Below are 13,752 nucleotides of genomic sequence, written 5' to 3'. Positions count from 1 at the left end.
TATAAAAGTGAAACTTTTGTTCCATTTTGTTTAACCGTTCTCATAGCTGCGCAGATAAAACTGCCCAAAACATTGCCCAAATTGCCCAAAAAAACCTTGCCCAAATCTTCACGCCACTTTAACCTCACTGGAACTTTAAAAAAATAATACGTTCCAGGTTGTAAACAATGCCAAAAATAAAATTATTTGATACCACAATCAGAAATGCCAAACCAAAAGAGAAAGAATATGTTCTTACCGATACCGATGGCCTGATATGCAGAATATTTCCATCAGGCAGAAAGTGTTTCTGCTGGCGATATATAGATAAGTTCAATGATGGAAAGCAGTCTCGCATTGAATACGGTGACTACCCCCATCGCAGCCTTGCTGATGCTAAACGAATACACCTGGAGGCCAGAACGGCCCGAAAAAACAATCTCGATATTCGCTCACCAGAAGTCTTTACAAAAATCATTTATAAAATTACAGGTGAGTCTGTTAATCCCGATCCGGCGGCACAGGAAGGTATTTATTTATTTTCAAATCTGGTCAGCACCTATTTTACTGAATACGTTGATAAGGAAGGTGTCAGCCCCCGACCATACAATCGGATTAAAAACTATGTACTTCCTATTTTAAAAGATTACGCAGCGGATGATATTCCCCACGAGATCATTGAAACTATGGTAGTTGCCATGCGAAAGGTAAAAAGCGAGCAAACCGTCAATGATACCGTAAGGTTCACTGCAACCATGTACCGATGGGGAAAGAAAAACTTCCTGGTAAAAACTAACCCCTTTGCGGACCTTGGGCTTAAGCGGATCAAGAATGTTCGAAAAACATACTACTCAATGCATGAGCTAAAAACACTGCTTCTTAATAAGGATAGTTATCAGGTGGCTGGCGATGTATTGCTTATTCAAAAGGCTTTGATTTTTTCCGGCTGCCGTCGCTCCGAGGTAATAAAAGCAGAAAAAAAAGAATTTAACTTTAATACCGGCATTTGGACAATTCCTGCCAGCCGTTTGAAAAATCAGGACAACCGCAAAAAAGCACAATTTCTGGAAGACTTTAAAATTCCCATGTCATCCCAGCTCCAGCAAGTATTCAAGGAGGCTATCGAAAAACATAGCAACAAGACCCATGTGTTTGGCAGTAAAACTACTGTTTACCTCAATGGTAAATGGATCAAAAATCCTCAGGGTGCGTCCAGCGTCAGAAACTACGACAACTATATCACAGCCTACCGCAACCATTATGGCATCATGAATAAAATCAACCATGACCTGAGACGAACGCTGGAAACCCATCTGACTAATATCGGTGTCGCTGAATATATTACGACGGCAATGACAGGGCATAGCCGCGAAGGTATGAGCCGGGTTTATAATCAGGCCAAACAAATACACGTGATGAGAGCCGCCTTCCAGATGTGGGGAGACTTTATAGAATACCTCTGCTCAGTACCTGATATTCATGCCATGAAGTTCGATGAACAAGTACCGGGAGAAGAACTGAAAAAGATTTATCGCCAGTTTAATTTCAATAATTATCTGATGGATGCACTGGAGATATTTGAAGGGTAAGCAGAAGGCTGTGCTCAGCCTCTTTATTCCTGATATTTTTTTAGCATTTTTTCGACAGCCTCTACCACATCCGGCTTGAGCCATACCCGACGATTCCTGGTAATTTTCTGCCCCTTGGGAAAATCACCGGAGTCAATCAAACGGTAGATGGTGGCACATGAAAGCGTTGTATATTTTTTAACATCCTTCAGTCCCATTAACTCAAGTTCATTCATAATCACCTCAGCAATAGCTATTTGATACACTCACCAAGCCATGAGACCTTAGTACACTAACTGGTCAATACAAGGGGACGGCCGTTTTATTTACCCCGCACTGCCAACCCTGTTCAGGCTGACTTATCTTTCTTCAACAGCTCCCGAATTTTGGCATCAGAGAACACATCCCCGTGATAGGCGGCAGCTTTGACGTAATGAATTAACTCGTTGGAAGCCTGTTGTTTAGCCAGGGTGCAGGCAGCGCTCTTTCCGATCAATACCACCTCATCCAGAGAGAAACAGCCAAAGCCTTTAATCCAGTCCTGAATCGAGGAAGCACTGGGCATGGTCTTGAGGGTGAGAGACTGGCCGACACTGAGCACCAGAAAATTGAGTTCATCAAAATCTCCACTGTCATTCAATGCCTGTCGGAATGCCTCGGCAATTTTAAACGAGGCCACCACAGCCTCTGCACTGTTGCGTCCCGCCCACTTTTTTTCCAGCAACAGCGATCCTACCTTTTCAACGATGTCATTGACCTTCTGCTCATAAATAGTGGGCTGCGGACATAAAGACGGCTGCCCCTGATATTCCCTGCACTTCTGCTTAAGGGTGTCCAGCTCGGCCATCACAAATGCCATCAGGTCATCCAATGTGTTATCCATCACACCATCTCCTGTCAGATTAATTTCGAGGTACTGCCAAACCCTATGCGCTCAATTAATACGTCAATGGTCTTTTCAGTGGCCAGCAGGCTGGCCATGTATTCCGTCACCAGTGTTTCATCCAGCCCCAGCCACTCACACCAGAAGGCCTTGCCCGCGTTAGCCGTGGTTAGAAATCGATAAGGCTCTGATAGCCTGAGTAACGCCATACTTTTTACTTTCCGGTAAACCGCTCTTTTTTTCTTTTCCCCGGCAACCTCATCCGGCACCACCTTCACCCGCACACCATTATGGTAATTAGCCATCGTATCCCTGATCGCCTGAGCCAGCACCGCCAGTGCCAGCCGCTGCCAGGCCAGAGGACTCTCCCGCTGTTCTGAATAAGTCATTCCCGCATGATCCATTTCAATATCATCCATTTGCCAATGCCTGTAACCAATACCAGCTAATTACAGTGATAAAAGCGGCCAGTACCAAGGCTGACAGCCAGTCCTCTGCACTCATAATGATTGGGTTGCAGATTCAGGTGGGGTTAGCCTGAGGCATTCAAGGCCGGGACGCCCTGTGCGTTCATGAATAGAGTAAGCGGCTGTCACCATCGCTTGCTGCCCCTGATTCTGAACCAGATAGCCATCCACCAGAAAAGAGGCAGGAATGCGATAATCACTGAAATCCGCCAGCCGGTTCTGGCTGGCAAAGCGTTGATAAAGACGTTGATTGTAATCGTTGATGCAGCTGGCCAGCGCCTTGCGGGTTGACCGGGATCGTTTGAGTAACTGGCAGACTGAGGCTTCAAGCTGACCAATCCGGTCATTCAGGCCGGTCAGTTCGCTAACCATTTGCCTGATCGCTACTTCCGTGAGCTTGGCATTGAAGAAGTTCATAAATTCATACTGTTTGTTTTATTTATTGAATTTCAGTCTGCTGCCGTTCTGTTCGAATGTCAATAATATTTTTGAACTATTGATGAACAATTAATAAACTACCGCCCTCAAGCCCCCGCCGGACGGTATGAACCCAGCACCTTACCCAGATACGTTGCCCCTTCCAAATCAATAGCCGGATACTGGGCATTGGCATGCACCAGCAGCTGCTTACCATTCACAGCGGTATATTCACCGATATGGATGCCATCGCAATCAAACACACAGACAGCACCATTGGTTAACGGGCTATCCGGGTCAACATACACAACGGCCCCGTGGGAAAAGGTCGGCCCTTTATGGATATGGCTATCCATGGCATTGCCCTGCACGACGGTGGCATAGGTGTACTCACTACAGTCGGCAGGACAGAAGATCCAGTCGGCACTTTCGGGGTCAGCCTGGGCAGAGACCCAGTCGGCAATGGCGGCGTAATCCAGTACCGGCACCGCCATACCCGGTGCCTGTTTTCGATGGACACCATTGACCAGATACTCTGTCGGCACCCCCAATGCCGCTGCCGTCAGCACCTGCGCCTTGATGGTATTCTTTTCTGAAAGCTCACCCGGCCCCAGCCACTGGGAAACACTGGACTTGGCCATACCGAGGGTTTCTGCCAGTTCAGACTGGTTCACCCCCTTCTTTTTCATCAACTGCCTGACCCGTTCTTTCCAGTCCATTGTCCCGACCTTGTTCTGTGATTGAACCTCTATTATTCATCAGCCTGTCTGCACAGGCAAAAGCCTGTCGAACACCTCGTTCATTTTTTTGACTTCATAACCGCTTCAGTCAATGCTAAATTCAATAACAGTTCAAAAAAATAACAACTACTAAAACACTATGACAGGTCAAAACGCACAGCTACCGGATACCACCTCTATTGCCTGGCATCTTAACGAGCAGGGACTGTCTGTTATCCCTCTCGGCAGCCCTTTTGAAGAACCTCCCCACTGGTTTACCCAGCATAGGTGTGATGGCGACCGGCAAAAGGCACAGAAGGAGTGGCCCAAAACTCCCCGTATCCAGTGGAAAGCATTCCAGCAACAGGCACCAACCGATCAGCAACTGGAACAATGGACCCGCAACTGGCCCAATACCAACTGGGCGATTGTTACCGGCCAGCCAGTGATTGTCGTGGATGCCGACTCCCCGGCAGCGGTTGACTGGCTGGAATCCGGCGGCATCACGCCAACACCGGTACGGGTCACGACCCGGCAGGGCAAACACTTCTACTTTGCGGCTAACCCTTCCCTTGATATCCGTAATTCCGCCAGAAAAAACAAAATAGACATCCGGGGTGCAGGTGGCTATGTCGTCGCCCCCGGCTCCACCCATGCCACCGGCACCCGTTACCAATGGGAGATAGACGAGCATTACCCATTATCTGAATTACTCGACCTGCCGGTATTGAAAGCGGCAGACCTCAAGGCAATCAATGCATTCAACGCCTCTAAAAAAAACAGAAGCCACCAAAACGCTGCCAGCGGATCAAACACAAATAGTCATTACAGCCACCTGAAAGAAGGCGAAGGCCGAAATAACGCAGCGGCCAAAATAACAGGTCAGCTTATCCAGCAAGGAAATACCCTTCGTGACATCAAGGAGCAACTGGATAGCTGGAATCAGGGCAACCAGCCACCACTAACACCCACAGAACTGAATACCACCATTGCCAGCATTGCCCGAACACACCTCCACCGTCACCCCGGTGAGACCATTCCTGTTGAAACACCCGCATTTGGCTTTGTCCCGCTGGATGAACTGTTAAATCGTCCCAAACCTGTGAACTGGCTGATCAAAGGGTTTCTGGAAACCGATAGCCTGGCCATCCTTTTCGGCGAACCCGGCTGTGGTAAATCGTTTATTGCACTGGATATCGCCTGTGCCCTGGCTACCGGCAGTCAATGGCAGGGTCATCCCGTCCACCAGCAAGGCCCGGTGTTTTATATAGCCGGTGAAGGCCACAACGGTTTATCCCGCCGGTTACTGGCCTGGCAACAACACCATAGCCAAAGCCTGAAGGGTGCCCCTATCTATCCCAGCCAGTCTGCCGCCTCACTGATTGATCCCACCCATGCCCGAATCGTCAGCGACCAGATAGCCACAACCGCCAATAGAGTAAACCAGACACCCGCCCTGATTATTATTGATACCCTTGCCCGCAACTTTGGTCCCGGCGATGAGAATGCCACCAAAGAGATGAACCTGTTCATCAGCCATATCGACCAGCTATTCCGGGCACGCTTCAACTGCTGTGTACTGGTGGTTCACCATACCGGTGTCGCCCATAAAGACCGGGCGCGAGGTAACAGTGCCTTGAAAGGGGCTGCCGATGCCGAATACGCCGTGATGAAAACCGGTGACCAGCTGATGATCATCCCGAAAAAAATGAAAGATGCTGACGAACCTGCACCACTACCCCTGACATTGCAGCCCGTCACCCTCTCATTCACCGATAGCTACGGCGAGCCACAAACCAGCTGTGTGCTTAACCGGGCAAACAAAGAGACACATGCTTTATCCAAACCACAAGCACTGGGCAAGGCACAGCAAGGCACTCTGGACAGCCTGTATCAACTGGTGACAGCCATCACCACTAGCCCGGATGAAGTCATACAAACATCCATCGCCATCCAACAGTGGAAGCGAGTCAGTATTGGCGAGGATAAACCGGTTAAAAATCGCCAGAACTGGAGCCGGACTCAGGCAACACTGGTGGAAAAAAAGCTGATTCAGCAAGTGGCATCACAGGTCTGTTTAACCGAGGCAGGCTACCAGCTCTGCTCAAAAAACAGTCAGAAAATAACCGGCAGATGTAATCAATCGGTAATCAACTCAGAGGGCCAATGTAATCAACAGCTCAAAAAAACACCAAAAAGTGTAATCAAAAGTAATCAAAGTGCGTCATCGACCCGTAATCAAAACGTCATCAAAAGCCCTTCTGAAGTGTAATCATTCCCCTCTCTCCCCCTTATAGGGGGAGAGGGGTGATTACACGAGGACTTGAGACGGTCAGGGATGAGTAATGGCAGGGAATTGGAAAACGGAGGGAAGCAGGATGAAGGTGGTGATTGGAATCGACCCGGGTGTGACCGGAGCCATTGCTGTACTCAATGCCGAGAACCGTTCCATCGTGGAACTGGTGGATATGCCCACTGCACCCGATCGTAATGGTCGCAAGCAGAAAGTCAGTGGCAGCGGTATTGCCCGGCTGCTGAACCCCTATCCAAAAGACAGCGTACAGCGGGTCTTTCTGGAACGGGTCTCCGCCATGCCTGGGCAAGGGGTGACCAGCATGTTTAATTTTGGCCGTGCCTTCGGTGCAGCAGAATCAGCCATTGCAGCACTGAGCCTGCCATTAAGCTACGTCACACCGCAGCAATGGAAACGCTCCGCCCGGTTAATTGGCCAGCACAAGGATGCCTCCCGTGGACGGGTGCTGGATCTTTACCCCGATGCGGATGTACGACGAAAAAAAGACAATGGCCGAGCGGATGCCGTACTGATTGCCCTCTACGGTCACCATTGAGGGAACGCTATGCAATGGATTTCAGCTCGCCAGGCAATACACGACGCCTATGCAATGAACCTGACCAGTAAAGGCTTTGAGGTCAAGCACACTGTGGCCGTTCGCAAGCCTGACTTTGCCAGCTTCCTGAGAAACACCCACAGAAAGAAACACAACAAGCGGAAACAACTGCTGGCTGAATTTAACCCGGTGGGTTTTTACCGGGACGACCAGACCGGCAGACAAACCAACAACCGCCGAATCTGCGACACTGTAGAGGCCGGAATGATTATCGCTGTGGTCGAGAGCCTGCCAGAACCAATCAAGTCATGGGCCGTCTGGGCCTATGGCCCTCAAAGCCGCGACTACCTCCGTGAGCAGGGCCGTTTTTTCAGCTGGCTGGACAGCGATGTAGAAAATAACTTTGCTGCCATCGACAGAAACTACCGCCCCGCTACCCGCCTGAAAATCCGCAGCGTGGTGGCCTATACCGTGATGGACTACCGGCGTTTTATCCTCAGCGAAGAGCACCTCTACCCACCCAAGGAGATTATCAAACGCTGTAATATCCTGCGACAGAACTGGAGGCGGGATTATCACCACTGGCATCAGTATTACTGGAGTTTGTGTGATAGCTATCTGGATAGGGGGTGTTTGCCGGTGGTGGCCAGATTAATAAATAAATATCAAAAAATATGAGCTACTTTAAAATATCAAGAAGTATGCTCAAAAAATAATGCTGGTGAAAAAAATGGGTTCTGATTTTCGTTGTTCAGTGTTTTTAAAATGTATCATATCAATATCTTTAGCTAATAACGCTTTAGCAGGCATGTTGCTTATTCACAAAGATAAGAATAATGCTAATGAAAAAAAGTATGAACGTATCTTCCTTAAAAAAGAATTTGATATTTACACGCAAGATAAAGCTTTCATAAAAGGCATGGCGGCTTCTTTTATGGGAGGAGATGCGGTGAGAGATGCTCAAGATCAGGTCGGTAAAGAGGCTGCTCAGCAACTCGCTTATCATCCGGCAAATGAATCATGGTTTTCTTTACCCTATTACACGGATACTAAGGATGGAGAAGAACTGTCACTCCCGGTAGTATCAATGAGAATGAAGGAAATCCATAAAACTCATCAACCCCCACACCATCAGCATCACAACACTCAGACAAAACATCCATTAAGAGTATTACTAGAAAGTTCCATGTCACCAGATTTTGGCAGTGGTACTGTAGAGGAGTACGCGATTAACTTATATCTTCCAACAGCTGAAACCTTTTTAATAGAGTCATTTTGGCAGGCTGAAGCAGCTGATTACAGGCCTACTGTCGTCTTAGAACTTGATTTAAATAAGCAAAGTGCATCCGTCACAGAATTAAGCAAACAAAAAATCGTAGGGGCAAAGCGCGATAAAATAATAAAAAAGGTCTCCTTCACCTCAGTTGCCAAACCAAGTGAAGAAAACAGGAAAAAAATCTTCCCCAATATCATGGATGATTCCGAAGATAACGCCCTTAAAGCTTATGAGTTACTAAATCGTGCAGAGTACAGCAATCTATTCAGGCTATCTTTTTTAGTTCTATGCACACCACAACTGGAAAGGATTGTTGGCCTTCTGGCTGTGAATATAAAAAACAATAAGATTGAGGGAATGGAAAGCAAAGAACTCCCCCCTTTCATGGGGCATTACTTTTATTACGATACTGATTATATTATCCCCTAAAGCAAGATGTAAATATTTTCAATCATCTATCGAAAAGGGGCGGCTTGAATCCAGCCGCCACTTAATCAACACCAGTCAATTGTATTTTTTATCCACATCAGCCACCACTTCTGGCAGCATCTCTAATATAGCCTTTTCGCAAACGACAAAAGCGCCCGTATCTTTGTTTATCTGAATCTTTTTAGTGGCGAATGTACGTTGCAGCCCTTTAGCTGGTGTATTGTATAGCAATTCCATTTGCATCACAGTAGAGCATCCGGCAGTCAATAAAATGCTGACGGTCAATAAACTCTTTGCTAGAAATGGATTAATCTTACGCTCGAACAAAATCACTACCACATTGCTTTAACGACCGACCATCCTTTGTCTTCCAACATTCAGGGCCGCTGATGCTATAACCAACAATAATACCTGCGGCAGTGCTATGACTATCCACCAGACAGTCTTTTTTTAACACATAAGCGTCACCTTTACGACTGATAATACCACTGGCTATTAGCTCTTCCCTCTTGGCCATGGCTGAAGGCTGACAGGAATCCGCCGTACTGACTGAGACCTGTGAGCCTTTCAAGAGAATAAACTGCTTTCCAAAAGGAACGCCTTTTGCGTGAAGGCCTTTTGTGGTGAGATAGAATAAAGGCAAACCATTATAGGTATCCTCGGTCTCTGCCAGCCTTTCACTATCCCTCCTTTTGTTTAAGGCTTGCGTTATTAATTTCAGATTATAAATAACATCCTGCTCTGCATCCTCCCTGCTCAGATTAGAGAAACCATGCACAATAGCCTCTGCGCCATAAAATACGGCCTGTAATTTATTAATCAGCCAGTTATCACTCTCAGTCTCTTCTAAAAACGCCTGGCTAACGTTGAGAACCGATGCAATGCCATCAATAACCGTTTGAGCATCTCTCCAGTTATTATTTTTTACGGCCATACTGATAAATTCAGATGACCACTGAGTGAGTTCTTCAATATCTTTATAAGAAAATTTATGACCCATTAGCGTTCTATAACTCTAAAATTTGCTGGGGGAAGGAAATGAGGGCTGAGCTATCAGCTCATACCAGGTGAACACTGAACATCCATATAATACCGGTTCATGGTAACCCCTATAGCCGTTTTCCCTTCAATGACCTTTTCAGAAATCAGTGCCGGGCTATGGCAGTCAGGGGTTAAAATACTGATCAACTTCAGACGAGCTTCTAACTTATTGGTATTCAGTCCAACATCATACACAGAACGAATGACCACTTTTAAGTCATAGCCTTCTTTCTCTGCAACAGACTTAGGCAGCTCATTAATTTGGATAATGCCACCCGTTTGCAGTGCCTGTGCTGAATTATAATTAGTGCCTGCACAGCCAGTCAGCATAGCTATCAATAACAGGGTGATAAATCGTTTAAACAAAACCTATTAAACCTTCAAACACCATTATTTAACACCACTGACTTCAACATGCTGATTAATATGAAAACTGCTTAAAATTTTACCCAGATTTTTAAGCAACCCAACCCTTGCATCAAAAAGACATTCCAAGTAGCTATATCGCTTACTTTTTTTTAATCTTTCATAAATGGCTATTGCTTCAGCTAATCTCCCTTGAGCAACATTTATTTCAGCAATACTTATTTCTTTTTCAAGTTCTAACTGACTCTTTTTAAAACAGTAGCTTGCCTGATTAAGCCTTCCCAGATAAAAATAGCAGCGCCCCTTATCATAAAAAAAATCCCCACCCCCAGTGGAGCCACGTTCTAAAAAATGTTCTTTATATTTAACTCTGTTAAAATATATGAGTGCCTCTTTAAAATCTCCTTCATAAAAATAGTGCATAGCTAAAAAATAGCAGGCATTAACCACAACACTTTCGACAATAGACTTCTCAATTAAACCTTTAATTTTGTCTACTGTGTAAGCCCCATAGGTCTGCCGACTATTTTTAACAATCTCAATCATCCTAAAAAGTTCAGCATCACTTGAAGTTAACTTTTTATCTATTGATTTTTTTGAATTAATTCTATCACAAACCCCTCTTACAACACTCCTGGCAGCTTTTAAGCTAACTTTAAAAAATTCTTTATTACTTGCTCTATGTTCTTCCAATTCTAAATGTACTTGCAGTTCTGCCAAGTCAACATCCGAGACCCATTCTGAAAATTCCATATGAAAATCTACAGGTATACCTGATACAGAACTCAGCTCTTTGACTCTAAAGTTTGGGTCTCTTGTTGTTTTCCCAATTTTGTATAGATTTGGCATAAACAAATCATTCGATAGAATATAAATAAACCCACTTTTCATATATTAAAAAATCACTCATAATAAACTTGAATAGATTCAATCTATAAGTATTATTTCACTTGTTCTAGCTCGCTTCATTAACCAGTTCTCTAAAATCACTTTCCTTAATGATTCTGATTTTTTGCCCTTTTTGTATAAGTCCTTCGGCTTTGAGATGCTTGGAGCTTTTATTTTTACCAGCCAGCTTGGTGATATCCTGATCTCCCACCACCAGCATGGTTGTTTTTTTGGTTACCCCAGCAGCAACAGAGCAGCCAATGCTGGCAGCAAGATCAGCAGCTTCTCGCCTGGGAATCATCAGAGTCCCGGTAAATACTAAAACTTCACCATACAGTTCACCTTCCGGGTTTCCATCCCTGGCAACAGTGACTTTTCCATCTGGGGAAACCAGACCAATAGGCTGTTTTACTCTTCTCAGCCATTCGCTGACGTCGATCCCGGACTTTTCAATCGCCTCCACCATAACATGTCCGCAAGCCTTTGCATCTTCCAGAGCATCGTGATGTTTAAACTCATAACCAATCAGCTGGCAAACGTTCGCCAGGCCATAGCCACTACGTGCGCACTGATCCCATGTTCTTCTTGCGACCATAGCGGAATCCAGCCATATCGTATCAATCGGGGGCAGAGCATGTTTGGCAACTGCACGGCCAACCGAAACCCGATCAAAATGAGTATGACTGACACAGACAGCATTGGATAAGAACCCTGATAACGTGTCTATTAGCTCAGGAAAAGTAGGAGCTCCATCAACATCGTCTTTATCAATGCCATGAATATCCACATTAATGGGATCAAAATAATCCTCTGGATCAACCAGCGACTGCCACTCATTAACCAACTTGCCATTATCAAACTCAGCAATACCAATCTGGCAAATGGAGGCCATATCTGCATTTGCCGTTTCCACATCGATCGCAACAAATTTCATGGTTAACTACACCTTATGGAAATTCGAGGTAGGATTCATCATCAACCGTAATTTCAGCACCAAGATTGAGGTATTCACACAGCTCATCTTCCAGAGCATAAATATAAAAACCATGCTCTTTGAAACCAGACGCCTCTATCGTCCAGCCAGGTTCAGAAATACTGTCCAGACACCTATCTAGCTCAATAGAACCGCCGATTGAAATCTCAAAAGAGTCTTCTGTTATCCGGAAGGTTCTGTATCGGGTTTCACTTATAGTGTGTGACGATGCGCTATAGCACAGGCCAAACTCAATATTGGCCCCAGGCGTTAACTCCGGTAACCGGTCAAGGGCATAAAGCGCTTTACCAAGACCAATAACGTGTTCAGGCGTTAAGTCGTATTCGTTCAGGAACCGGCGAGCCATTTTCTTTGCAAGAAAGACGGCGACTTGATCATCTTCATCCAGCTCTAATTGACTCATAATCTGTTTTTATTAATCAATGATTGGAACGTAAGCAATGAGACTGCCGCGTCTGGTATTCAAAACCAAAGGGCAATACTGGAAGGCAGGTTGTCAGGAAACTCTGACCAGATTATTCAAAATCAGCCTAAGCTGCATTAATGATATGCGCTGGATTCACCAGCAATGGTCTGGAACTCTTTGCCATTAAACATCGTTACGGCCTTGTTTGAGCAGACTTTTAGTTTACACATCAGCTGATAATACAGGGGGGCATCCTGATTAACCTTGGCAACACTGAGAGACAGCTCGGCATTGTTATCCATCGTTAGATCAGACAGGCCGTGGGCTAAAAAGCGGGGGCAGTAACCAACAATCTCCGGTGTGTCTCCAGTCCTGATCGCCAGCGCAAGCCGGTCAACCGGATTCTGAATATCTTTCATAAAAAATAGTTGATCACCAGCTTTTAGCTCTTTGATACGCTGTCTGGCTGAATCGGAAATATAACGAACGCCGTGGACAAAGAAATCAATTTCAAAGCGGTTATTTTGACTGGGAGCCACTTCAGGAAAGATTTGCAGGTTATCGGTGCTTTTTACCCCACCGGTTTTAGCCAGCACCTGTAGAGGGCTTTTATTGTCTTCTGATAATCCCAGCCAGGAAAGCAACATTTTGTACTCGGGTCGCCGTTCCGATAGCAGGCGATTGGCAAAGAGAGGAAACAGCTTGTCTGACTTATAGGTGATATCCAGCTTTTCCATTCCAGAAAACGGGATAAAAGAGTCGTTTTTAGCCCCCTGGGTATAGTCAAAAACAAACAGATCCTGCTCTTGAGCCAGCCGCCCAACGGTATGCCAGCTTCTCTCTTTTGGGTCTTGCCAGGCTAAATAAACACGGTTCATGGTTCATATCAGAGTTAAGGCACGCTTATGCCTGTTTTTTCTGCTTTGCCACCAGCGGATATTCCTGTGGGTTATCAATGATCGCCTCGCTCAAGTCTACGTCGAGGTCAGGCCAGTAAAAATGCCCCTCACCCTGTTCTTCGACATTAACAATAACGCTAACAGGCTGATCTTTAAACCAGGGAAAATCAGCATAGGGCAGAAACAACTCCCGGCCGGTACGGGTCAGTAGCCAGAAGCCGTGAGCCGATATGTTAGTAACTTCCACTGCGGAAATGTCGGTTCCATGCGCTGATGATGTCATGTTGATGCTCCCTGATCAGTTGTTCAATCTCTTTAACCTGTTTGGCAGAATGGAAATAATTCTTGGCAACCTCAATAGCCGGTTCCATCCAGAACTTGGATTCGCCATTAGCGGAAACCACATGAATATGAGGCCTTTCTTCCTCTCTTGAAAAAAAGAAAAACCGGTAGCCTTTTTCCCTGAATACCGTTGGACTCACAAACACATCCCCCGCCAGTTCCCGTTACCCTTTCCATAGTAGCATGCTAATCGGATAGTCGCGTGTTCCTGCGGTGTTCACCTGCCAGT

19 protein-coding genes are annotated in these 13,752 nt (G+C 45.8%); 5 read left to right on the top strand and 14 right to left on the bottom strand.

The features are described 5' to 3' along the window. The first annotated feature begins 167 nt into the window (after positions 1 to 167). Entirely contained in the window at positions 168 to 1,568 is a 1,401-nt protein-coding gene (locus MJ595_RS01355; protein WP_263080731.1) for a tyrosine-type recombinase/integrase, read from the top strand. A 23-nt stretch (positions 1,569 to 1,591) separates the two neighbouring features. On the opposite strand, the gene MJ595_RS01350 is transcribed toward MJ595_RS01355, so the two are convergent. The 5 genes from MJ595_RS01350 to MJ595_RS01330 form a co-directional block, all read right to left on the bottom strand. After that, entirely contained in the window at positions 1,592 to 1,813 is a 222-nt protein-coding gene (locus MJ595_RS01350) for an AlpA family phage regulatory protein (RefSeq protein WP_263080730.1), read from the bottom strand. A gap of 83 nt (positions 1,814 to 1,896) precedes the next feature. Continuing rightward, the gene (locus MJ595_RS01345; protein WP_263080729.1) at positions 1,897 to 2,430 is read right to left on the bottom strand and encodes a hypothetical protein; all 534 of its coding nucleotides are present in this window, start codon (positions 2,428 to 2,430) and stop codon (positions 1,897 to 1,899) included. A 14-nt stretch (positions 2,431 to 2,444) separates the two neighbouring features. Continuing rightward, positions 2,445 to 2,849: a hypothetical protein gene (locus tag MJ595_RS01340; RefSeq protein ID WP_263080728.1), complete on the bottom strand. Its 405-nt coding sequence runs from the start codon at positions 2,847 to 2,849 to the stop codon at positions 2,445 to 2,447. Positions 2,850 to 2,930: 81 nt separating this feature from the next. After that, entirely contained in the window at positions 2,931 to 3,314 is a 384-nt protein-coding gene (locus MJ595_RS01335) for a hypothetical protein (RefSeq protein ID WP_263080726.1), read from the bottom strand. Positions 3,315 to 3,421: 107 nt separating this feature from the next. Then, positions 3,422 to 4,033, bottom strand: a complete 612-nt coding sequence (locus tag MJ595_RS01330) for a helix-turn-helix domain-containing protein (RefSeq protein WP_263080724.1) — start codon at positions 4,031 to 4,033, stop codon at positions 3,422 to 3,424. A gap of 160 nt (positions 4,034 to 4,193) precedes the next feature. Here MJ595_RS01330 and MJ595_RS01325 point away from each other — a divergent pair, with 160 nt between their 5' ends. The 4 genes from MJ595_RS01325 (at position 4,194) to MJ595_RS01310 (ending at position 8,587) form a co-directional block, all read left to right on the top strand. Further along, positions 4,194 to 6,305: an AAA family ATPase gene (locus MJ595_RS01325; RefSeq protein WP_263080723.1), complete on the top strand. Its 2,112-nt coding sequence runs from the start codon at positions 4,194 to 4,196 to the stop codon at positions 6,303 to 6,305. Between the two features lie 73 nt (positions 6,306 to 6,378). Continuing rightward, the gene (locus MJ595_RS01320) at positions 6,379 to 6,882 is read left to right on the top strand and encodes a hypothetical protein (RefSeq protein WP_263080721.1); all 504 of its coding nucleotides are present in this window, start codon (positions 6,379 to 6,381) and stop codon (positions 6,880 to 6,882) included. Between the two features lie 9 nt (positions 6,883 to 6,891). Further along, entirely contained in the window at positions 6,892 to 7,560 is a 669-nt protein-coding gene (locus MJ595_RS01315) for a hypothetical protein (RefSeq protein WP_263080720.1), read from the top strand. A 37-nt stretch (positions 7,561 to 7,597) separates the two neighbouring features. Beyond that, on the top strand, positions 7,598 to 8,587 hold the full coding sequence (locus tag MJ595_RS01310; RefSeq protein ID WP_263080719.1) for a hypothetical protein: 990 nt from the start codon (positions 7,598 to 7,600) through the stop codon (positions 8,585 to 8,587). A gap of 75 nt (positions 8,588 to 8,662) precedes the next feature. Here the strand turns inward: MJ595_RS01310 and MJ595_RS01305 are convergent, their stop codons facing one another. The 9 genes from MJ595_RS01305 to MJ595_RS01265 all read right to left on the bottom strand — a co-directional run bounded on the left by MJ595_RS01305 (position 8,663) and on the right by MJ595_RS01265 (position 13,663). After that, positions 8,663 to 8,914 carry a hypothetical protein gene (locus MJ595_RS01305; RefSeq protein ID WP_263080718.1) on the bottom strand — a complete coding sequence of 84 codons (252 nt, stop codon included), beginning with the start codon at positions 8,912 to 8,914 and terminating at the stop codon, positions 8,663 to 8,665. Beyond that, the gene (locus MJ595_RS01300; protein ID WP_263080717.1) at positions 8,901 to 9,587 is read right to left on the bottom strand and encodes a DUF4357 domain-containing protein; all 687 of its coding nucleotides are present in this window, start codon (positions 9,585 to 9,587) and stop codon (positions 8,901 to 8,903) included. The genes MJ595_RS01305 and MJ595_RS01300 overlap by 14 nt, the downstream gene beginning before the upstream one ends. Positions 9,588 to 9,640: 53 nt before the next feature. Next, positions 9,641 to 9,994: a hypothetical protein gene (locus MJ595_RS01295; RefSeq protein ID WP_263080716.1), complete on the bottom strand. Its 354-nt coding sequence runs from the start codon at positions 9,992 to 9,994 to the stop codon at positions 9,641 to 9,643. A 24-nt stretch (positions 9,995 to 10,018) separates the two neighbouring features. Beyond that, positions 10,019 to 10,885, bottom strand: coding sequence for a GIY-YIG nuclease family protein (locus tag MJ595_RS01290; RefSeq protein ID WP_263080715.1), 867 nt, complete (start codon positions 10,883 to 10,885; stop codon positions 10,019 to 10,021). Between the two features lie 64 nt (positions 10,886 to 10,949). Then, on the bottom strand, positions 10,950 to 11,816 hold the full coding sequence (locus MJ595_RS01285; protein WP_263080714.1) for an exonuclease domain-containing protein: 867 nt from the start codon (positions 11,814 to 11,816) through the stop codon (positions 10,950 to 10,952). Positions 11,817 to 11,829: 13 nt separating this feature from the next. Next, the gene (locus tag MJ595_RS01280; protein ID WP_263080713.1) at positions 11,830 to 12,279 is read right to left on the bottom strand and encodes a hypothetical protein; all 450 of its coding nucleotides are present in this window, start codon (positions 12,277 to 12,279) and stop codon (positions 11,830 to 11,832) included. Between the two features lie 137 nt (positions 12,280 to 12,416). Continuing rightward, a complete protein-coding gene (locus tag MJ595_RS01275; RefSeq protein WP_263080711.1) occupies positions 12,417 to 13,160 on the bottom strand; it encodes an HIRAN domain-containing protein in 744 nt (247 codons plus the stop codon). A gap of 25 nt (positions 13,161 to 13,185) precedes the next feature. Beyond that, positions 13,186 to 13,464, bottom strand: coding sequence for a DUF2442 domain-containing protein (locus tag MJ595_RS01270; RefSeq protein WP_263080710.1), 279 nt, complete (start codon positions 13,462 to 13,464; stop codon positions 13,186 to 13,188). Further along, the gene (locus MJ595_RS01265) at positions 13,415 to 13,663 is read right to left on the bottom strand and encodes a DUF4160 domain-containing protein (protein ID WP_263080709.1); all 249 of its coding nucleotides are present in this window, start codon (positions 13,661 to 13,663) and stop codon (positions 13,415 to 13,417) included. Before MJ595_RS01265 ends, MJ595_RS01270 begins: the two co-directional genes overlap by 50 nt. Positions 13,664 to 13,752 lie beyond the last annotated feature (89 nt).

This window comes from Endozoicomonas sp. Mp262 (assembly GCF_025643335.1).
Lineage (GTDB): Bacteria > Pseudomonadota > Gammaproteobacteria > Pseudomonadales > Endozoicomonadaceae > Endonucleibacter.
This window is presented reverse-complemented; position numbering and strand designations above follow the sequence as displayed.